Origin of the sequence: Fibrobacter sp. (genome assembly GCA_024399065.1) — a bacterium.
Lineage (GTDB): Bacteria > Fibrobacterota > Fibrobacteria > Fibrobacterales > Fibrobacteraceae > Fibrobacter.
In genome coordinates this window covers 1-19,576 of the sequence record JAKSIB010000049.1, presented here as the reverse complement: position 1 = coordinate 19,576, position 19,576 = coordinate 1, and the positions used below count along the sequence as shown (strand labels likewise).

14 protein-coding genes, 1 tRNA gene and 1 other RNA gene are annotated in these 19,576 nt (G+C 50.9%); 5 read left to right on the top strand and 11 right to left on the bottom strand.

The genetic code is table 11. From position 1 onward, the window contains the following. Position 1: 1 nt before the first annotated feature. Positions 2 to 75 (top strand) — tRNA-Arg (locus MJZ25_15125). A 101-nt stretch (positions 76 to 176) separates the two neighbouring features. On the opposite strand, the gene MJZ25_15120 is transcribed toward MJZ25_15125, so the two are convergent. The 3 genes from MJZ25_15120 to MJZ25_15110 all read right to left on the bottom strand — a co-directional run bounded on the left by MJZ25_15120 (position 177) and on the right by MJZ25_15110 (position 4,382). Then, positions 177 to 728 carry a redoxin domain-containing protein gene (locus tag MJZ25_15120; protein MCQ2125505.1) on the bottom strand — a complete coding sequence of 184 codons (552 nt, stop codon included), beginning with the start codon at positions 726 to 728 and terminating at the stop codon, positions 177 to 179. Between the two features lie 124 nt (positions 729 to 852). Beyond that, positions 853 to 2,595 (bottom strand): hypothetical protein, encoded by a 1,743-nt coding sequence (locus MJZ25_15115; protein ID MCQ2125504.1) that lies wholly within the window; start codon positions 2,593 to 2,595, stop codon positions 853 to 855. Between the two features lie 53 nt (positions 2,596 to 2,648). Further along, the gene (locus MJZ25_15110) at positions 2,649 to 4,382 is read right to left on the bottom strand and encodes a hypothetical protein (protein MCQ2125503.1); all 1,734 of its coding nucleotides are present in this window, start codon (positions 4,380 to 4,382) and stop codon (positions 2,649 to 2,651) included. Positions 4,383 to 4,457: 75 nt separating this feature from the next. On the opposite strand from MJZ25_15110, the gene rnpB reads away from it, so the two are divergent. After that, positions 4,458 to 4,874, top strand: an RNA gene (gene rnpB / locus MJZ25_15105) — RNase P RNA component class A. Positions 4,875 to 4,954: 80 nt separating this feature from the next. Continuing rightward, positions 4,955 to 5,257, top strand: coding sequence for a hypothetical protein (locus MJZ25_15100; protein ID MCQ2125502.1), 303 nt, complete (start codon positions 4,955 to 4,957; stop codon positions 5,255 to 5,257). Positions 5,258 to 5,302: 45 nt separating this feature from the next. Here the strand turns inward: MJZ25_15100 and MJZ25_15095 are convergent, their stop codons facing one another. From MJZ25_15095 to MJZ25_15085, 3 genes are read right to left on the bottom strand one after another with little or no spacing between them, the layout of a single operon-like run. Next, a complete protein-coding gene (locus tag MJZ25_15095; GenBank protein MCQ2125501.1) occupies positions 5,303 to 7,393 on the bottom strand; it encodes an ATP-dependent DNA helicase RecG in 2,091 nt (696 codons plus the stop codon). A 3-nt stretch (positions 7,394 to 7,396) separates the two neighbouring features. Further along, the gene (locus tag MJZ25_15090; GenBank protein ID MCQ2125500.1) at positions 7,397 to 8,392 is read right to left on the bottom strand and encodes an MlaD family protein; all 996 of its coding nucleotides are present in this window, start codon (positions 8,390 to 8,392) and stop codon (positions 7,397 to 7,399) included. 31 nt (positions 8,393 to 8,423) lie between these two features. Then, on the bottom strand, positions 8,424 to 9,701 hold the full coding sequence (locus MJZ25_15085; protein MCQ2125499.1) for a GspE/PulE family protein: 1,278 nt from the start codon (positions 9,699 to 9,701) through the stop codon (positions 8,424 to 8,426). Between the two features lie 124 nt (positions 9,702 to 9,825). Between MJZ25_15085 and MJZ25_15080 the strand changes: the two genes are divergently transcribed. Next, positions 9,826 to 10,542, top strand: coding sequence for a hypothetical protein (locus MJZ25_15080; protein ID MCQ2125498.1), 717 nt, complete (start codon positions 9,826 to 9,828; stop codon positions 10,540 to 10,542). 109 nt (positions 10,543 to 10,651) lie between these two features. Here MJZ25_15080 and MJZ25_15075 read toward each other — a convergent pair whose 3' ends face one another. The 5 genes from MJZ25_15075 to dnaX form a co-directional block, all read right to left on the bottom strand. Next, complete coding sequence (locus tag MJZ25_15075; GenBank protein ID MCQ2125497.1) at positions 10,652 to 13,813, bottom strand: efflux RND transporter permease subunit; 3,162 nt, start codon at positions 13,811 to 13,813, stop codon at positions 10,652 to 10,654. A gap of 18 nt (positions 13,814 to 13,831) precedes the next feature. Continuing rightward, positions 13,832 to 14,887 carry an efflux RND transporter periplasmic adaptor subunit gene (locus MJZ25_15070; GenBank protein MCQ2125496.1) on the bottom strand — a complete coding sequence of 352 codons (1,056 nt, stop codon included), beginning with the start codon at positions 14,885 to 14,887 and terminating at the stop codon, positions 13,832 to 13,834. 17 nt (positions 14,888 to 14,904) lie between these two features. Further along, positions 14,905 to 16,350: a TolC family protein gene (locus MJZ25_15065; protein MCQ2125495.1), complete on the bottom strand. Its 1,446-nt coding sequence runs from the start codon at positions 16,348 to 16,350 to the stop codon at positions 14,905 to 14,907. Between the two features lie 282 nt (positions 16,351 to 16,632). Continuing rightward, on the bottom strand, positions 16,633 to 16,935 hold the full coding sequence (locus tag MJZ25_15060) for a YbaB/EbfC family nucleoid-associated protein (GenBank protein MCQ2125494.1): 303 nt from the start codon (positions 16,933 to 16,935) through the stop codon (positions 16,633 to 16,635). Between the two features lie 113 nt (positions 16,936 to 17,048). Further along, positions 17,049 to 18,902, bottom strand: coding sequence for a DNA polymerase III subunit gamma/tau (gene dnaX, locus MJZ25_15055; GenBank protein MCQ2125493.1), 1,854 nt, complete (start codon positions 18,900 to 18,902; stop codon positions 17,049 to 17,051). A gap of 190 nt (positions 18,903 to 19,092) precedes the next feature. Between dnaX and MJZ25_15050 the strand changes: the two genes are divergently transcribed. Then, complete coding sequence (locus MJZ25_15050) at positions 19,093 to 19,473, top strand: hypothetical protein (protein MCQ2125492.1); 381 nt, start codon at positions 19,093 to 19,095, stop codon at positions 19,471 to 19,473. The last annotated feature ends 103 nt before the right edge of the window (positions 19,474 to 19,576 follow it).

Genomic DNA, 19,576 nt, shown 5'->3' with positions numbered 1-19,576 from the left:
TGCTCGAGTAGCTCAGTTGGATAGAGCATCTGCCTTCTAAGCAGAGGGTCGTGGGTTCGAATCCCGCCTCGAGTATGAAAGAAAGGAATCGCCGAAGGCGGTTCCTTTCTTTCATTTTATGAGGGAAAAAAAGCACTCCCCTCGGGGAATGCCTTTCTCTCTCAAATTCGATCTTCTTACTTCTTCGGGAACATCTTGTCCAATGTTGCCTTGAGGTGGTTCAAGTTTGCATCGTTCAAGGTTTCGTAGCGGTAGAAGGTTCCGTCGGCGTTAACCAGGTAGACAACCGGAATGTAACCGGTACCGTAGGCTGTGCCGAACTTGGTTTCGGAGTCCTGGAATACGGGAATAGAAACGTGGAACTGATCAATGAAGAGACGGATGTCGTTCTTCTTGATGCCGCCGCCAAGGCCGATGGCGATGCCTGCGAGACCGGCAGGTTCATACATCTTCATCATGTCCTGGATGCCGCTGATATGACGCTGGCAGTGGGGGCACTTGGGGCTGAAATAGTAAATCATCAACGGGCGCTTGCCGAAATGGCTGAACAAGATACCCGGGTCGCTAATGCCGGTGAGAGGCTTGGAAAAATCCATCTTCATGGGCTGGTTTGTGGAAGCATCCTGCATCAACTGAACGTCGGCCATCTGCGGTTCCGGGGCCAGCTGGGCAAAAGACATTCCTGCAGCAAAAGCAACAATACTCAACAACTTTGTAGCAAAACGCATTGGGTGTAAAACTCCTATCATTACGAGTGTAAAATACGAAAAAAATTGCCGTCTTGTGGGCTTTTTTGTCAAAAAATGAAAAAAAAGCTCGTTTGTTTGATAATTCTCACGTTGTGCGAGAAAATTAGAGGCTAAGGGTTGTTGTGGCGGAGTAGTGGGGTTCTGCCTTACGAACGCCGTTCAGCGGAATGCTGACATCGATCTTGTTGACCAGTCGGCTAATGGACTTTGTCTGGGCAAAGCGTATGCCAAAGCCTGCAACGTAGATAAGGTCCTTGCGGTTGATATCCTTGATATCCCAGGCGGTTTCGCCTACGCTGCCAAATACGGCAAGTACCGGCATCAATGTGGCGACTTCAATGTTGGGGAAGTAGCGCTGTTCAAGAATGCCGTAGACTCGGGCCTGGCCAGTATAGAAACCAGGGTCGAAACCTGCGAAGCCGTCGCTGCCACCCAAGGAAAGCTGGTAACCCAGTTTTGCTTCGTCATAGAAGTCAACCTGTCCCTTCAAAACAGTGGACAGACTGGTGCTGGGGTGGAAAATGTATTCACCGTACAGGCGACCGTAGAAGTCTCGCATTTCGCCGTGGTCCAGGTAGAATCTGCTGTCTGATCTCAGGACCAGGTGGTGCATGCCGCTACCCAGTGCAAGATTTGCCAAAAGGTCCAAACGGATGTCGTTGTTGTCGGAACCAATTTGCTCGAAGTTCTTTGAAACCTTGGCCTTGAGGGTGTAACCCTTTTCCACGTCCTCGGTCCACTTCACGTTGTGGAGGTTCCTTTCCTTGACATAACGCAGGTTGGTGTACTGCAGGTAGAATCCCAGGCGGGAGTCCAACTGCTCAGGAACCCATTCGTTCCAGGCGGTTGCAGAATCGATAGCGTATCTGTCGGTGCCGTCGTGGAAAATGTAACGGACGAGGCTGTCGGCATCGCCTTCCATGCGGTGGTAGTCATAGCTTGCGCCAACATAGAGCTTACGCTGGGTGCCGCCGAAGGACCTGCTGAAGCGGAGGGAGAGGGAGTCCTCGATAAAGCCCTTGACCTTCATGAGGGTGACGGTTTCGGAACCGTTATACTTGGGAAGGGAATCGATGGGCGTGGTGTTGGATCCGCTATAAAGTTCTGCGCCCTTGGGAAGATCGCCGCTGCCGAACATGTAGATGGAGCGCTTGTTCTTGAGGCCTTCCAAGGTGTAGGCCCACTGGTTCTGGGTGCGGCTCAGGAACGGAACCTTCATCTGCCATGCGGCGGCATAGCCATCGGTGTTGTAGCTGTAGCTCATGTCCAGCTGATTGTAGCGGAACAAGAAGTGGGGTGCCCTGTAGTCCACCATCCACATGTCGCGGAAATAGTCATGCTTGAAGTAGAATCCCAACTTCTGGCCAAAACCCAGGAAGTTACTTTCCTGGACGCCGATGCTCCAGTTCAAGTTCTTGTAGATCCAGTCTTTTCCGCCGAAGCCGATTCCTACGGGAATGGCGAGAGTCCAGTTATCGCTGGTCTTGACCTTGGCGACGTTTTTACCGTCGGAATTTTCAATGGTAATGCTTGCGTCAGAAAGGAAATTCTGGGTGCGGAGGAAGCGTTCGGCTTCCTGGATCTTGAGATCGTCAACGACATCGCCCTGGTTGAAAAGAAGAAGCTTGCGGACGGTGGATTCCTTGGTCTCAATGTGGATTACGTTCAGGATGTCGTAGGCCCACTTGTCGTACTTGGTGTGGTACTTGGAATCGTCGAAGACGTCGCCAATTTCGTACTGGATGGAGTCAATCTTGAATGACCCGGGGTTAGCCGGTATAGTGTCGGTTTCGGCAAAAACACTTGTCGAAAGCAAGGCAAATAGGGTCAAACATAATTTATTCATAAATAACTCCACCTAATTTTTGCAAATATACAAAAAGAGTCTGGAGTTATAAATTAAAGACTTCGTGATACGGTAAGCCTGTAATAAGGTTTTCCCTTGGTAGGACCATTCAACGGAATGTTTATATCGACGTTGTTGATGAGGCGGCTGATGGATTTTGTCTGGCCAAAACGGAAGCCTACGCCTAAAGTATAGATGAGGTCCTTTCGGTTAATGTCCTTGATGTCCCAGGCGGTTTCACCCACGGATCCGAAAACAGCAATAACCGGCATGAATGTCGCAATTTCGATATTGGGGAAATAGCGCTGTTCTACGGTTCCGAAAACTCTGGCCTGACCTGCCATGAAACCGGACTTGCCGATAAAACCGAAGTCTTCGTCCAGGAGCAACTGGAATCCACGTTTTGCGTTTTCATAGAAATCAACTTGGCCTTTCAAGGCTGTGGAAAATTTTGTGGACGGATGGAAAATGTATTCGCCAAACACATGGCCAAAAAAGTCTCTCTTTTCTCCGTGATCCAGATAGAAGCTACTTGCGGAATTCAACGTTAAGTGATGGGTGCCGCTACCCAGGTAAAGATTTGCCCATAAGTCAATTCTAAAGTCATTGTTGTCAGAGCCCAACAGTTCGTAATTCTTGGAGACTTGAGCTTTGAGCAAATATCCTTTTTCCACATCTTCGGTCCATTTCAGGTGGTGGAGATTCTTTTCCTTGATGTAATAAAGATTGGACAATTGCAGGTATAGGCCCAGGCGGGAATCCAACCTTTCGGGAATCCAGTTTTCCCTGATGGAAGTTGTGTCCATAACGTAGGTGTCTTTGCCGTCGTGGAAAACAGTTTGGGCAATGGTTGCATTGTCTCCACTAAGATAGCGGTAATCGTATGTCGCTGCGACGTAAAGTTTTCTGTAGGTGCCGCCAAAGGATCTACTTAAACGGAAACTGAGGGAGTCATTTGCAAAGCCCTGGACTTTTGCCACGGGAAAGGACTTAGGGCCATTGTATTTTGGAAGGGAATCCAAGGGCAATAATGTTTCGTGAGGGAGGACGTCCTCGGGAAAGATTCCACTGCTGTGTAAGGGAAGTTCGCTTTTACTCCTGTAGCCTTCCAATGTGTAGGCCCACTGATTCTGTGAACGACTTAAGAAGGGAACTTTCAAACTCCAGGACGCCATGTAACCGTCGGTATTGATTTTGTAGTTCGCTTCTAGGCGGTGGTGCCTGAACAGAAAATGGGGAGCGCTATAATAGATATCCCATGTGTTTCGAAGGTATCCGTGGATATAGGTGAGGCCGAGCTGTTGCCCTAGACCAAGGAAGTTGCTTTCGAGAATGCCGAAATTCCAGTTGAAGTTTTCGTAGGTCCATTCGTCTCCGCCAAAACCAGGACCTGCGGGAAATGCCAGTGTCCAGTTGTCGCTGGTCTTGACGTGGGCGGTGTTCTTGCCGTCGGTATTTTCTATGGTGATACTTGCGTCGGAGAGGATGTTTTGTTTGCGGAGGAGCAGTTCGGCATCTTGAATGATGATGGGATTGACCGTGTCGCCCTGGTTAAAGATCAGAAATTTCTGGATGGTGGATTGTCTGGTCTTGATGTGGACAACGTTCAACAGGTCGTAGGCCCATTTGTCGTACTTGGTGTGGTACTTGGCGTCGTCAAAGGCGTCGCCGATTTCGTACTGGATGGAATCAATCTTGAAGGAGCCTGGATTGGGCGGAATGGAATCTGTTTCTGCAAAAACGTTCGCAAGAAACACCCCCAAAAGGGCTGTAATAAACTTCTTCATGTATAACTACTCCTAACTATCCTTAAATATAGAAAAGAGGGGGTGCGCAAAAATGGGAAAGGTTTCTATATTTGAGTCGGGCAGCGGATGGCCGCCGGCGCAAGCTGGAGGAAAGTCCGGGCACCACAGAGCAGGATACTGGATAACGTCCAGGCGCGGAAACGCGACAGAAAGTGCAACAGAAATTATACCGCCGATCGGACTCGGGGCGCCGCAAGGTTGCTCTCGGTCGGTAAGGGTGAAATGGCGAGGTAAGAGCTCACCGCATTCCTGGTGACAGGGGTGGCAATGTAAACCTTATCCGGTGCAAGACCAAGCAGGAATCCGCTGGGGGCAACCCCGGCCTGGCGCGGCTCGTGCTAGCTGGATATCCGGGTAGGTCGCTTGAGGCGGCTGGTAACAGTTCGTCCAGAGAGATGGTCATCGCTTAGTGCACAGCCCATAGGACGTATGGCACAAGTACAAAACCCGGCTTATAACTGCCCGATTATGGAGACCCCGGCCAATAAAGGCTGGGGTCTTCGCGTATGTTGCAGGGGGCGTGCTTCTCATATTTTTTAAATTGTGAAATAATGGAAAAGAATAAGATAAAGAACATTATCCTTCGTGTGGAAATTATCATTGGCACATTGGCGGTGCTTATGGGCCTCGGTTCAACGATTTATGTGTGGAACGAAGGTTACTTTGTCGGCACCTTGATGATGGTGGTGACCGGCATGATCAGCGTGTTCCTGGGCGTCAAGGAATTGATTGCCCCTGTGGACAATATGCTGCAGTGGCTGCCGTTGTTCTTTATTATTATCCGTCGCACCTTCTTTTTCTTGAACTTGGTGCTGTGTGCCTTTGTGGTGGGCACTTTTACAAATCTGCTTTAAGGGTGTGTCGCGGGCGGGGTCTGCGCGGGCTGAACGTCGCGGGGCCTAGTGAACGCCGTCTTCGTTGGCGGAGGGCTTTTCGTTATACCAGAGCTGGATTTTTTCGCGAGCGTCTTCATCGAAGGCGCTCTTGTCATTTAGAATGTTTTCCGCCATCTGCAAAGTTTCTGCAATGAGTTCCTGGTCGTGAATCCAGTCGAACCAACGGAACACCCAGCTGCCGCTTTGCTCATTGCCTTCCAGGTTGCCGGCGCCTCGGGTCTGCAAATCCAGTTCGGCGATTTCGAAACCGTCGTCGGTATGGGAGAACTGGGTGAGGCGTTCTTCCGAGGTGGCGGCCGCGTCGCCCTGAGGCAGCATGAGGAAACACCAGGCCTGGACATCTCCGCGGCCTACGCGGCCTCGTAACTGATGGAGCTGGGCCAATCCGAAACGGTCCGGGGAATCGATGGCCATGACGTTGGCCTGAGGAACGTTGACGCCTACTTCGATGACGGTGGTTGCCACAAGAATATGGACTTGACCGTTGGCGAAACGCTTGAGGATTTCGTCGCGGGTGGATTCGTCCATTTGGCCATGGATTCCCTCAACTACAACGGTGGGGTCGAAGGATCGTAATTCGTTGACTACATCGTCTACGCTCTTGGCGGGAGCGCGGGAGCCTGCTTCTGTATTTTCCGAAGGGTCGAAACTGTCGGTGTCGTCGGCGTTGACGCGGCTGACGATCCAGTAGCAGAGATTTCCGTTCTTTGCCTCGTTGCAAATAAACTTCTTCATGTCGTTTCGCTTTTCCGGCGGAACGACGCGGGTCTTGATGGGCTTGCGGCCCGCAGGTTTTTCCTTGATGGAAATAACCTTCAGGTCGCCGTACAAAGTCATGGCCAGGCTTCGGGGAATAGGCGTTGCACTCATCACCAGCATGTCGGGATACTCGCCCTTGGCTAGCAATGCTTCGCGTTGATTTACGCCAAAGCGGTGCTGTTCATCGATGATGACGAATCCCAGTTTTGCAAATTCAACATCCTTGGAGAATAGGGCATGGGTCCCGATGACAGCCTGGCAAAGGCCCATCTGGAGTTCTCCGAGAATCTGGCGGCGTTCGGCAGCGGAGGTGGCACCTACCAAGAGCTGCACACGCATTCCGGCTGCTTCAAAGAAGGGCATCATCTGTTTGTAGTGCTGCCTTGCCAAAATGTCGGTGGGTACCATCAGGGCGCATTGTTCGCCCGCTCCACAAACTGCAAGCATGGATAGCATGGCAACAACGGTCTTACCGCAACCTACGTCACCCTGCAGCAAAGCATGGAACTGTTTCTTGCCATTGAGCCCGTCTACGATTTGGTTTAACGCCGCTTCCTGTCCGGCTGTCAGCGCGAAGGGAAGTCGGGCCTTGGCGTTCATCACCTGGCCAAGGTCTACCTGGCGCTCGTGGCCGCGCAACATCTGGTTCTTTCTGCGGTGAATCATGCGGAGGCAGAAGGGAAGAAGTTCCAGAACTTTCAGCTGGAACTTTGCCTTACGGATGTCGTCAAAATTCTTCGGCAGGTGCAGTGCCTGCAAGTTCTTCAGTACGGGCGAAAAATGCAGGTAGTCCGTGAGCGCCTTGGGGCAAACATTGCCAATGCTCAAGGCGGGGAAGTTGAAAACCACGCGGTACCAATTACGCAGGGACTTCTGCGTTATACGACTCTTGGTCATGGCTTCCGTCATAGGATAGACGGGCAGAATCTGACCGCTGAACTTGTCCTCCTCATCGAAGGGCTGCATGTCCGGATGAGTCATCTGGAAACCGCGGTACTCGCCAACCACGCCGGAAACAAGCCAGCTGGTTCCCGGCTGTACACGCCTGCTATGGTACTGAGCTCCCTTGAAGAACGTCAGGGAAATTTCGCCGGTGCCGTCGGTCAGTGTCGCCACAAAACGGCTGGTCCTGCCGCGGATAATTCCTGCCCTAGAAATCTTTCCAATAAGGACAACTCGGTCACCTACGTGAAGGTTACCGATTTGGCTGACCTTGGTCTGGTCCAGATAAGTTCTGGGAATGTTGTAGAGAAAGTCGGAAAGGGAGACGATGCCTGCATTGCGTAAAGCTACCAGACTTTTCGGCCCCATTTTAGGGAGGTTGGAAAGATCCATGGCTTACTCGAGTGTTTCGCCCTTTTCTGCTCTTTCCGCGGCTTTTTCGCGAGCGGTCTTTCCGATGATATTCATGTTCTTCCACGGAATCAACTTCACCGGATTACCCTTGTCGTCGTAGATGGTAAGACCCTTGGTGTTGATGGCATGAACAAGGTCGTTGATCTTCACAACAAATTCGGAGAGCTTGTCCACGGCGTCCCTGGTGTTCAGGAACTGGTCGATGTGCTGGTTACCGTCGATATGTTCAATGGCTTCGTTAGCCTTGATAACGCTTTCGGAAATCTTCTTGAGGGCGTCCTGTGCCAAGGCCATCTTCTGGTTGACTTCGCCAACGGCAGTCTCCACGGCTGCATCGGTTTGCTTGGTGATGTCCATGAGGGCCTTGCCGGTGGTGTCTACCTTGGCAAAAATCTTGTTGATGGTGGGCTGCATGTTGCCAACCATTTTCTCGGTGCTCTGGAGGGTGCCTTCCACGGTCTGCAGGATTTCTTCAAAGAACTGCTGGATGGAAGCGTGGGTGGAGTCCCCTTCGGTAAGGGTGTGGACCATGTTGCGGACCAAAAGCAGCTGGTCGTTTAAGCCTTCGATAAGGCGCAAAGCCTCGGCGATACCCGGTTCAAAGTAGCCCGTATGGATATAGTCGTCGGGAAGGACCTTGCCCTTCTTGGAGGGAATGATTTCCAGGCGACGCTGGCCCATCAAGGCGTAGTTCACGTCGTGGAACTGGGTTCCCTCGCGGATAATGATGGGCTCGGTAAACTTGATCTGGACGCGGGCGCGGTCGCCAAGCCAAGTGATCTTGCCTACGGAACCTACGGAATAGCCACGGACAACCACGTCATCTTCGGGCTGCAATGTGCCCAGTTCGTCAAATTCCACATAGATGCACTTGGCTTCTTCATGATGGGCGTGCCACATGCCAAAGGACACTATTGCAAAAATCAGCAACAGCGCGAATAGGGAGATGTAGCCTAGAGACCTATCAGAAATTTTCATCGTTCCTAATATAGCATAAAAAATTTTCTTCTTATGGCGAAACCGCCCAGTTTTGGCCAAGAACGCGGGTCAGTTCCTCCTTGTCCGTGATGCCCCTGGCCAGAAGCCTGTTGGCTGAATCCTGAAGATTTCCGTTGACGAAGGTTCCGTCCGTCCGGAGAATTTCTGTGACGGCCCTTCGCCCTTTGTAAGTGGGGCCGACTTTTTTTCGGACAAGGCGCTGTGCCATAATACCCAGAAGGGAATCCTTGATGGCGTTTGTACCAATTCCAAGATCCTGAAGCCTGGTGAACGCGGCCTGGGCGCTATTGGTGTGCAGCGTGGAAAGGACCAGGTGCCCCGTCTGCGCGGCGCGAATGGCGATTTGCGCAGTTTCCTCATCACGAATTTCTCCCACGAAAATAACGTCGGGATCCTGACGCAAAATGCTACGGAGGGCTTCTGCAAAAGTGAACCCGCATTTTTCGTTGACCTGAACCTGGTTTACACCGTCTAAAACGTATTCTACAGGATCTTCGATGGTGGTGATGTTGATGTGCTTTCTTGCAATTTCCTGAAGGCCGGCGTGGAGCGTGGTTGTCTTTCCGGAACCTGTGGGACCTGTTACGAGAAACAATCCTTGGGGGCTGTTGAAAACGGTTCTTAGAAATAATTCCTCGGGATGGGATAAGGACAGCTTCGACAAACCCGAGGGCGTGTCGCTGCTTTGAGTAACGGTTAGGGGAAGCAATCTCAGCACGCATTTTTCAAAGGCGTTGCCTTCGCTTTGAATGGGGATGGTGCTCAATCTTATGTTGGCCTTGTGCCTAAAACCATCGTAAGTAAAGCTACCGTCATGAGGAATTCGTTTGTCTGTAATATCGACTTCTGCAAGAATTTTCAAACGGATTAGGACCGGGTCGCAAATCCAGGAGGGGAGAACCTTGAAATCCTGCAAAAGCCCGTCCTGGCGGAACCGGATTCGAAACCCCGCTTTGGAGGGCTCAAGATGAATATCTGTGGCGCCCTTGTCCAGGGCTTCCTCAAGCAGGTTTTCAACAAGGTTGATGATGGGCTCCGACTCCCAAGAGTTTTCGAAGTGGTGAATCTTGTCCAGATCATTGTTGTCGAACTTGTTTTTTTGCGATGCAAGAAGTTCCCGAATTTCTGTTGCGGTCTTTTGAACGGGCATGATTTTCTTGTTCAGGTTGAATCGGAACTTTTCCAATAGGAGTTCGTCGTTTTCATCAAGGACTGCAACTTTGCAAAAGTTTTCACCCTCTTCCAGAATCATAAAGTTGTGGTTCTTTTCTCTCTCATTTCTAGCCATGAAGGTAAACTACAAATGGTGTGGGAAAAAATTGTCAACTATTGTTTGCAAAATGCAAAACTTTTTTTCTGTTGTTTACGTTTTGTCTAAATTTGTGCCATTCATTTAATACAAGGAGGACAAAGTGTCTAAATTCTTAACATCTCTCGCCCTGTCTGCCTGCCTGGCATCTTTTGCCTTTGCCCAGGAAGACGATGGTTATAACTCTTACTCTTCTGAAGAAGAAGCTCCCTCAGAAGAATCCCCTGCCGTTGAGGAATCCGCTGCTGAAGAAGACAACGATTCCTACAATGACGCAGCACCCATGAAATCTTCTGCTGTTGATGAGGAAGAAGAAAATTCTTCTGATGATAAGACTCTGTACATCGGCGTTCATCCTGCAATGGCCCTTATCGGACCTTTGACTGGAAACCCGAACCTGTATGTAACGGTGGAATATCCCTTTGCAAAGAAGATGTCCATTGTTGCCCGTCCTTATATTTCTGGTTTGACTCTTAAGTATGACGGTGATGAGTACACTGGTTCTGAATTCGGTCTCCAGCTTGGTGCCCGTTGGTACTTTAAGCCGGAACATCGTGGCTTCTATATCGACGCTCTTGCAATTTATGACCATGCAAGCTTGTCTGATGATTATCATTCTGCTACTGCAGACTTGATTGAAGTCGCTGGTATGGCTGGTTGGAAGATGGTTTCCGGTGCCTTTGTCTTTGGCGTGGATGCTGGTATGGGCATCAAGATTCCTGTCATCAGTGGTGATGAAGGTGCTGCTGACGCTTTGGAAGCTGCGACTAGTTCTGTTTTGTTCTATGACGTGAACCTGTACATCGGTTTCTGCTTCTAGTTCTTAAATCAAAACATTTGGCATAAAAAGAAAGCCCGCACAGATGTGCGGGCTTTTTACTCTATTGTCTAAACTTGTCGAAATCAGAGCCGCCGTAGCGGCTTACCGATTAGGCGTTCTTGCTGCGCTTGAGCTTGTTGTAGCCCTTCTTGACGCCTCTCTTCACCTTGCTGGTGATCGCATTGGGGAGCCAGAAGAAGGTGGGGATCAAGTACATGGTGAGGATTGCAGAAATGGCAAGGCCACCTACGCAAGCAATACCCATGGGCTGGGTCAATGCAGCCACGTCACCACCGACTGCAAATGCCAACGGGAGCTGTGCCACGATGGATGCCAAGGTTGCCAAGAGAATTGGCTGGAACTTTGCCTTTGCTGCAGTAAGCATTGCCGAACGACGTCCCATGGCTCCGCTACGGAGCAGTCGGTTTGCTTCATCCAGCAATAGAATAGCGTTGTTCACCACCACACCGATAAGCATAACGATTGCCATGAGGGACACCATGGAAAGAGTCTTTCCGGTAAGTACCAGGGAGAGAATCACACCGATAGCACCCATAGGAATGGTTGTCATGATGATGAAGGGCTGTGCGAAACTTTCCAGGAGGGCAACCAACAGAATGTAGGTCATGAGGATTGCCATGATGATTGCTGCGATGAATTCGTTCACCATGTCGTTCATCATGTCTGCATCGCCACCGAAACTGTAGGTCACGCCTTCGGGGATCTGGTCCTTCATGCCGTCGGCCATGGCTGTGAGCTTCTTCTGGATTTCGCCCGTGGTGTGTCCCGGAAGAAGGTTCATGGAAATGTCGATACGCATGCGTTTGCGCTTACGTTCAATCTTTGTAGGACCAGAACCGGTTTCGATATCGAAGAGGTCGCGGGCGGTTACATAGCCCTTGGGGGTCAGCATGGGAAGGTCGGCAATGTCGTTGTAGGTCATGCGGTCTTTTTCCTGCATGCGGACATACACATCGTATTCTTCACCATTTTCAGAATAGGTACCTGCTTCGTAACCGCTAACGGCGATGTAGTTGTAGGTTGCCTGTTGCTGCAAGGTAGTACCATAGTCGGCCAGGGCCTGGCGCTTCGGAACCAAGCGGATTTCCGGCTTACCGGCTTCGTAGCTGGACTTGACTTCGACCACGCCATCGATATTGTCCAGGACGGATGCCTTGAGCAATTCAGCTGCCTTGATCACGGAGTCGGCATGGAGGCCGTTCACTTCGAACACCACGTCACCGGACTGGCCACCGCCCATCTGGGTTGTGGAGGAAGCCTTGATGGAAACATAGGCGTCGGGAATGTTTGCCAGGTAGGGGCGCAGGGAGTCTACGATTTCATCTGTGCTACGATCGCGACCCTGACCACGCTTCAATAACTTGATACGCATCTTTGCTTGACGGATGGAAGCAAAGCCACTTTCACCGCCGGCCGTAACGCTGTATCGTTCAATTTCCTTAAGATCCTTGAAGCGATTTTCAATCACCTTGGAAATACTGTCTGTGGTCTGGATGTTTGTTCCTTCCGGCATTTCTACGGTAATGTCAATCATACCGCCGTCCTGCTTAGGCATCATTTCCACATTCAGGAAGTTCATGGCAAGCGTTGCCACAAACATGACCAGGGCAATAAGACCGCCAACCTGAATAAACACACCCGGAATGGACAGTGCAAAACTCAAGGTCTTGAGGTATACGAAACGGACTGCGTTCATGCACTTGGGGAAGATTCCCATGATGGCGCTGAATATACGCACGATGATGTTGTGCTTTTCTTCGATGACGTTGCCGTTTTCGTCGAACTTCTTTCCCTTGAACAGGTAGGCCGCCATAAGCGGAGTCAGGGTGAAGGTTACCAACAGCGACACGAGAGTTGCGAACACCATGGTCATGCCGTAGGTCTTGAAGAAGACACCTGCGATAGACTTCATGAAGGCAATAGGCACGAACACGCAAACGTTGGTCAAGGTGGAAGCCATGATGGCGATCATGATTTCCGATGTACCCTTGAGGGCCGCTTCCTTAGGGTTCAAACCTTCCATCAATTTCTGGTTGATGTTTTCAAGCACCACGATGGAGTTGGTCACCAACAAGCCCACCGCGGAAGATAGAGCCATCAAACTCATCATGTTGATGCCGAATCCTGCGAAGTACATGAGGGTGAAGGAACCAATCACGGAAATAGGCATGGTAAGAGCAGCGATGAACATCGTGGAGATCTTACCCAGGAACAGAAGAAGAAGAACGGAAGTTAGGACAATGGCGATAATGATATTCTGAATCACGTTATCGATGGATTCGGAAATACCTTCGGACTTGTCATACACCAGGTGGAGCTCGAAACCTTCCGGCAGGGTCTTGTTGATTTGTTCCATGCGGCGGAGCACGCCCTTGGATACGTCCACCACGTTTGCGTCGGAACGCTTCTTGATATCAAGAGAAACGGAGTTTTCGCCATTGAAACGGGAGGCAGACTTGATTTCCTTGACGGTGTCCTTGACATCTGCTACTTCGCCAAGCTTAATGACGCCGGTAGATGTCGGAATATCTAGATCACGGATTTCATCTAGGGCCTTGAACTTACCTGCGGTACGGACCGTGGTGTTCTTCTTTGCACCGTGAAGGTCGCCCACCGGGTTGTTGATGTTGGAAGCCCCGTACAAGCCCATCATGGTGGCGATGTCCACGTTACGGTTCTTCAGCATTTCCTTGTCAAGTTCAATGGAAATTTCGCGGGTGGTACCACCGAAGATATCCACGCTAGCCACGCCCTTCACGGAGGTGAGCAACGGTTCAATGTTGTCTTCCACCATCTGGCGGAGTTCGGTGGAGTTGGTGGGGCCGGTAAAGGAAAGTGACATCATGGCCTGACCGTTAATGTCAAGCTTGGAAATCACCGGAGCCTGGGCTGCATCGGGGAAGTCGAATGCTGCCTGTTCAATCTTTGCACGGACATCGTTTGCTGCCACATCAACATTGGTACCCATCTGGAACATGGCAATGATGATACCGTAGTTTTCCATGCAGAGACCCTGGACGTAGTCGATACCGTCCACAAGTTCCACCTGTTCTTCGGAAGGTTTTACGATGGTTGATTCGATTTCTTCCGGATTGGCACCAGGATAGACCACCACTGCGGTCACCACAGGCACTTCGAATTTCGGCATCAAGTCCACCACCATCATACGGTAGGTGTAGATACCGAACACCACCACGGTCAAGATGACCATGAGCATGGTGATTGGTTTATAAATACTTGCCTTGATCATTCAGAAACTCTCCCTGGATTAGTCTTCCAACACGAGAATCTTGTCGCCGTCGTTCATTCTGGACTGGCCTTCTACGAGAACCATGTCGCCTTCGTTAATGCCTTCGAGAACCTGGACATCTTTTTCGGTCATGACGCCCAACTTGACGATCTTACGCTTGGCCTTGCCTTCTTCATCCATGATCCACATGTAGTTCACACCGTTACGGTAAACCACTGCGTCGTTGGGGATGATGAGGCCGTTGACCTGGCCTGCGTTGATTTCTGCATTGAGGTACATGCCCGGGAGGAGCTGGCGTTTCTTGTTGTTGAAGGTGACTTCAACAGGGAAGAAGCGGGTCTGGGGCTGTGCTGCCAGAGGGATGAGGGTCACCTTACCTTCGAACTTCTGACCATTCAGGTTAATGGTTGCCGTAGCACCCTTCTTGAAGAGGCCGATGTCCTGGGTAGTCACGTTCAGCTTGAGGATGACCTTATCCAGCTTGGCGATGGTGCAGAGGACTCCGCCAACGCCGGGAACCTGGCCTACCTGGTAGTTCATGTTGATGACGGTGCCGGAAGACGGAGCCAGGATCTTGCTTGCGCGGCGGGCTGTTTCCAAGCCCATCTTCGCAATCTTCAACTGCATTTCCTGGGAGTCCATGTCCTGCTGGGAAATGCCGCCCTTGGCATGAAGGTCACGCATACGTTCTGTGACCTTTTCCAGAAGGGCGACCTGTTCCTGGGCCTGCTGGTAAGCGGTGTTATCGCCGGTGAAAACGTATTCTGCAAGGACCTGGTCCTTCTGGACGTTGCTACCCACCTGGACGTTGATCTTTGCCAGAGGGTCGCTCATCTTGGAAATGACGTAGTTCTGCTGGGCGCCTTCGATGGTGCCGCTGAACTTACGGATGTCGGCCATCTTGGCGGTGGTTGCCTTCACGAGGCGTGCGGGCTTGCCCTTTTCAGCCTGGATTTCTTCAATAGTGGAAGCTTTCTTTTCCTGCTGTTCGCCCGGTTTCTTCATCATGTCGCAGCCTGTGAACAGGAGCGAGAGGGCGGCCAAAGTAATAAAGGATTTCGTGATGTTTTTCATTTTCTTCCTCTTATCTCTTAATATTCACCAGTAGCCTGACGCAGTGCAAGGAGGGCGTTGTTCCAGTTCAGAACTGCCTGCATATAGTTAAGCTTTGCTGCACGGAGGCTCATGTTTGCGGAGAGCAGGTTCAGCTGGGTTTCGCGGCCGAGCTTGAAAGCTGCTTCGGTAAGGTCGTAGTTCTTGGTGGCAAGTTCCACCTGACGCTTCTGGATTTCCAGCTGCTGGACGGCGTCTTCAAAGCTGTTGGCGCAGGATTCGATCTGCAGACGGAAACCGCGTTCTGCGGCGTCCTTCTGAACCTGGGTGCTGCGGAGCTTGGATTTAGCCTGAACAATCTTTTCCTTGGTCTGCATACCGTTGAAAAGATTCATGTTGAGGTTAAGGAATGCTGCCTTGGTGAGCTTGCTCCATCTGGGAGCGTCCCACTTGTAGAATTCATTCTGCAGGTTCTTATAGCCGATCTGACCGCCGAGAACGATGGTGGGCTTGTAGCCGCCTTCTTCGATTTCGATGTTCTTGTTCAGCATGGTTTCGGTTTCTTCCAGCATGAGCAATTCCTTGCGACGCTTCTTCACGTTGGCCATGGAAGTGTCGGGGTAGGTGATTGCTTCTTCCGGGTTCAGGAATTCACCGACAAAGGTTGCTTCCGCGTCAAAACCAAGACCCATGGAATTCAAAAGGGCGTTACGGGCGAGAACCTGGGATTTCTTGGTCTTTTCCAGGTCGGACTTGTAACCATCCAAAGCCAGCTGCACGCGGATCAGGTCCAGTTCAGTGGCCATGCCGCTCTTGAGGGACTGTTCCACAAAGTCCAGGTTAGTCTGGGTCAGTTCAATGGTTGCCTGCTGGATAGCCAGTGCGGAATCCAGGAAAAGCAGCTGGTTAAAAGCACTTTCTACGTCGTAGCGAACTTTTGCCTTGGTATTGTCCAAGTTTACTTCCTGCAAACGCTTTGCAGTCTTGGCAATGTCGATACCCACGCCCACCTTACCGGCTGCATAGAGAATCTGGGTCACGGAAAGATTCACGTTGGACTGCCAGCGGTATGCCTGGGATTTCATGCCGGTGACAAGTCCATCGATGCCCATCGCTGCTACACCGTCAAAATTCGTGGGTACGACTTGTCCGGTGGTGGGAAGCGCCATCCAGCCGGTGCTATCGGGATAGAATGTGTTGTACTGATCGATCATTTGGGTACTTGGTACAACATCCTTCAAGCCGAAAACACGGGTGACGGTGGCGCTCAAGTCCACGGAGGGGTAGGCGTTGCCATAACCGCCTTCCACCTGGGAGTTTGCGGTAATCAATTCTTCTTCTGCAGCCTTGATGTCTGAAGACTTTTCCATGGCGATGCGGATTGCATCTTCGCGGGTATAAATCTGACCTGCGAAGGCCTGGCAGGCCATGCCCAGGGCCATTGTAAAAGCTAGAGGTGCCGAGATAGTAAGTTGTCTAGACATTATATCTCCTATATTATTTTTTACGGCCCAAATGTAAAAAAATTGTATAAATGATAAAAGGGCGAAAGGTCAACTTTGCCGATGAAATGCCGTATAAGCCGATGAAATGACATAGGAATATGATTTTTGTCATATTTCGTGAAAAAACGCAAAAAAGCCCCCTGAAAGGAGGCTTTTGAAAGTTGGGCCAAAGGGCTTACGAAAAGTGTAAAACCGACAAGGCGAACGGGATGATTTACGCAAAATTTGCGTAAATTATAATCGCGTCGGAACCGCTTGAAATTACATCATGCCGGGGATCTTCATGCCGCCGGTAATGTCGGAGATGCTGGACTGGGTGGCGTCATCTTTCTTCTTGACTGCAGCGTTGATGGCGGCCATGAGCAGGTCTTCCAGAGCTTCCACGTCGTCCTTGTCCACGGCGTCCGGGTTGATCTTGATCATGGTGACCACACCCTTACCGTTCATGGCGACCTTGACCATGCCACCGCCGGCTTCTGCTTCGAAGCTGGTTGCCTTAAGGTCGTTCTGAGCCTTCATCATCTTGCTCTGCATCTTCTGAAGGTCTCTCAACATTTTGCTCATATCCATAAGAATAATCCTCTATTTTGTTTTTTCTGTTTAAACTTATAAAATTTGAATCTTGGTTGCGGGCTGGGAGTGGCGCGAAGTCGGGCTGGTGCGCGAAAAGCTGTGCCTTAGTCTTCCTGGTCCTGCATCTGCTCGTCGGGCTGCTGCTCGATGACCTGTTTTTTCACCTTGGCGGAGTAGATCAGTTCCGCGTTGAAGACATCGATGAGTCGGGCGAGGCCGGAGTCGTTTTGCTTGTCCAGCTCGAAGGGAGACATTTGTGCCTGACGCTTCTGGTGGAGTTCGCTTTCGGTGTAGGCGCGGGTTCCGATGGAAAGGTCTACGGGAGTCTGGAGCCTTTCTTCCAGGATCTGCTTTACCCTTTCGATATATTCCGGGTGTTCCTCCATCTGACGGACGCCCCAGTTGTCGTTTCCAGCTCTGTCGCTAACGAAGGTCAGCCTGACAGGGAAGGGGGTGATTTGCTGGTTTCCGGTTTCCAGAACAGTTTCGTTCAATGTCACGGAGAAATTGAAGTCGTAGTCGTCGGCAATGCGGGCCTTGATGGAGTTCCAGGCGGCCGCAATTTCGTAACGGGTGTAGACAGGGCCGTTGTAACCGCTGGAACCGCTTCCGTAGTCGCCGAAACCAGAGTCGCCGAAGGCGTCTGAATTGCGGTCGTCGAAGTTGCTTGCGCTATAACCACCAGCAATACCCTGCTGCATGGCTGCAAAGGGATTTTCATTCTTCTGCCGGAGCGCCTTGGCTTCTTCCTGGGCGTCCAACATGGTGCTGACTTCAGTTACTTTTTTTTTTAACGCCTCTTGGTCAGCGGAACCGGAGGCTTTCGTGGGGTCGTTAATGGCAGCTAACGCACGTCGCAGGTCTGTGAGGTGGTCCAGCCAAGCCATGCGGGCGAAGGTCGTTTCCACCAGGAGACGGGGATTGGTGCTGTAGCGGAGTGCTGCCTGAAGGTCGATGAGCATCTTGCTGATGCGAAGAAGGTCGCCGTTCTTGAGGCCCGGTACAGAGCTCTTGTACTTGGTGTAAAGTTCTTCGGAAACGTTGAGCACGTCGGGGGTGAAGGCGTCCAGGCGGGTGTAGAGCAAGTTGCGGAGGAATTTGCCGAAACCATCCAGAAGCGGAGTGAATTCGATGCCGCGCTTGCAAGCATCGTCCACCATCTTGAAGCAGGCCTTAAGGTCATGTGCTTCGATGGCGTTGATCAACGTGAAGAAAAGTTCTACGGGAGGAATGCCCAGGACGCTACGTACGGCATCGGCGGTCATTTCGCTGCCGGTAAATGCATAAGCCTGGTCGAAGTAGGTGAGGCCGTCACGCATGGAACCGTCTGCCTTTTCGGCAAAGACGTCCAAGGTTTCGTCGGAGGCATTGATGCCTTCCTGTTCGCAAATGAAGCGGAGGCGGCTGCGGACCTGTTCAACGGATAGGCGCTTGAAGTCGAAACGCTGCACGCGGCTAAGGATAGTCTGCGGCACCTTGTTGACTTCTGTGGTTGCGAAGATAAAAATCACATGTTCAGGCGGTTCTTCGAGAGTCTTCAACAATGCGTTGAAGGCGCCGGTAGAGAGCATGTGGACTTCGTCGATAATGAAAATCTTGTACTTGCCGATAACGGGCGGGTACTGCACACGTTCAATCACGTCACGGATGTTGTCCACGCCAGTGTTGGAAGCAGCATCGATTTCGAAAATGTCCATGGGATTGCCGCCGGCAAAATCCTTACAGCTGGGGCATTCGCCACAGGGGTGGAGGGGGTCGCCGCCGGTGCAGTTCAAAGTACGGGCGAGGATACGGGCACTGGTGGTCTTACCTACACCGCGGGTTCCGGTAAACAGGAATGCATGGTGCAAGCGTCCCCCTTCAATTGCGTTCTGAAGGGTTTGTGCGATATGTTCCTGACCAACCATGTCAGAGAAAGACTGGGGACGCCACTTTCGGGCCATTGCTACGTATGCCATGTGCTGGAATATAGTAAAAATTGTGAATTATGAAGTATGAATTACGAGAATGGTGGATCGTGGGGTTAAAAATTGAAAATGATGATAGATGAACGGGGCTTTTCTTGATTTATCGTCAAATTCTATGGATTTGCATTCTCATAATTTTCAAGATTTTATATATCTTTAAGAAAAACAATACGAGGTGTAAATGAATCCGAATCTTGCTCTTTTGGTCCTTTCCTGGCAGGTGGCTTGTCTTTTCCACGAAACTGAAACGGAAAAGTTGCTGCCTGGTTCTTCTTCTGCAACAGAAGCTGAAAGCGATGAACTGGACAAGATTCACGACGAATTGACCCCGGATGTAAGCTGGGATGAATTTAACAGTACCTATGGCTGCTACATCAATGCCAAGGAACGCACCACGGCTTGCGTGAATGCCTTGAAGGGTGAATCTGCTGAATTCAAGGGCAAGGTTCTGGAAGCTATGCTTCGCGTGGCTGGCGCCTCCAAGGAAGACAATAATGAAACTAACGTTTCTCCGGAAGAAATGGCTTTCATTCAGCAGGTGAAGACGGCGTTAGTCGGTTAGTACGTCGGGACGATTTAAACAGAAAAAGCCTCGCAGTTTGGAACTGCGGGGCTTTTTTGTATAACTGAAAACTACCGGCTAGGCCGGTAGTTCCGTAAAAGCC

What these genes read in the sequence shown, in the direction of transcription:
- MJZ25_15075 (MCQ2125497.1), bottom strand. Translation starts at nt 13,813, where the DNA reads ATGATCAAGGCAAGTATTTATAAACCAATCACCATGCTCATGGTCATC.
- MJZ25_15120 (MCQ2125505.1), bottom strand. Translation starts at nt 728, where the DNA reads ATGCGTTTTGCTACAAAGTTGTTGAGTATTGTTGCTTTTGCTGCAGGA.
- MJZ25_15060 (MCQ2125494.1), bottom strand. Translation starts at nt 16,935, where the DNA reads ATGAGCAAAATGTTGAGAGACCTTCAGAAGATGCAGAGCAAGATGATG.
- MJZ25_15095 (MCQ2125501.1), bottom strand. Translation starts at nt 7,393, where the DNA reads ATGGATCTTTCCAACCTCCCTAAAATGGGGCCGAAAAGTCTGGTAGCT.
- MJZ25_15100 (MCQ2125502.1), top strand. Translation starts at nt 4,955, where the DNA reads ATGGAAAAGAATAAGATAAAGAACATTATCCTTCGTGTGGAAATTATC.
- dnaX (MCQ2125493.1), bottom strand. Translation starts at nt 18,902, where the DNA reads ATGGCATACGTAGCAATGGCCCGAAAGTGGCGTCCCCAGTCTTTCTCT.
- MJZ25_15070 (MCQ2125496.1), bottom strand. Translation starts at nt 14,887, where the DNA reads ATGAAAAACATCACGAAATCCTTTATTACTTTGGCCGCCCTCTCGCTC.
- MJZ25_15050 (MCQ2125492.1), top strand. Translation starts at nt 19,093, where the DNA reads ATGAATCCGAATCTTGCTCTTTTGGTCCTTTCCTGGCAGGTGGCTTGT.
- MJZ25_15115 (MCQ2125504.1), bottom strand. Translation starts at nt 2,595, where the DNA reads ATGAATAAATTATGTTTGACCCTATTTGCCTTGCTTTCGACAAGTGTT.
- MJZ25_15110 (MCQ2125503.1), bottom strand. Translation starts at nt 4,382, where the DNA reads ATGAAGAAGTTTATTACAGCCCTTTTGGGGGTGTTTCTTGCGAACGTT.
- MJZ25_15085 (MCQ2125499.1), bottom strand. Translation starts at nt 9,701, where the DNA reads ATGGCTAGAAATGAGAGAGAAAAGAACCACAACTTTATGATTCTGGAA.
- MJZ25_15065 (MCQ2125495.1), bottom strand. Translation starts at nt 16,350, where the DNA reads ATGTCTAGACAACTTACTATCTCGGCACCTCTAGCTTTTACAATGGCC.
- MJZ25_15090 (MCQ2125500.1), bottom strand. Translation starts at nt 8,392, where the DNA reads ATGAAAATTTCTGATAGGTCTCTAGGCTACATCTCCCTATTCGCGCTG.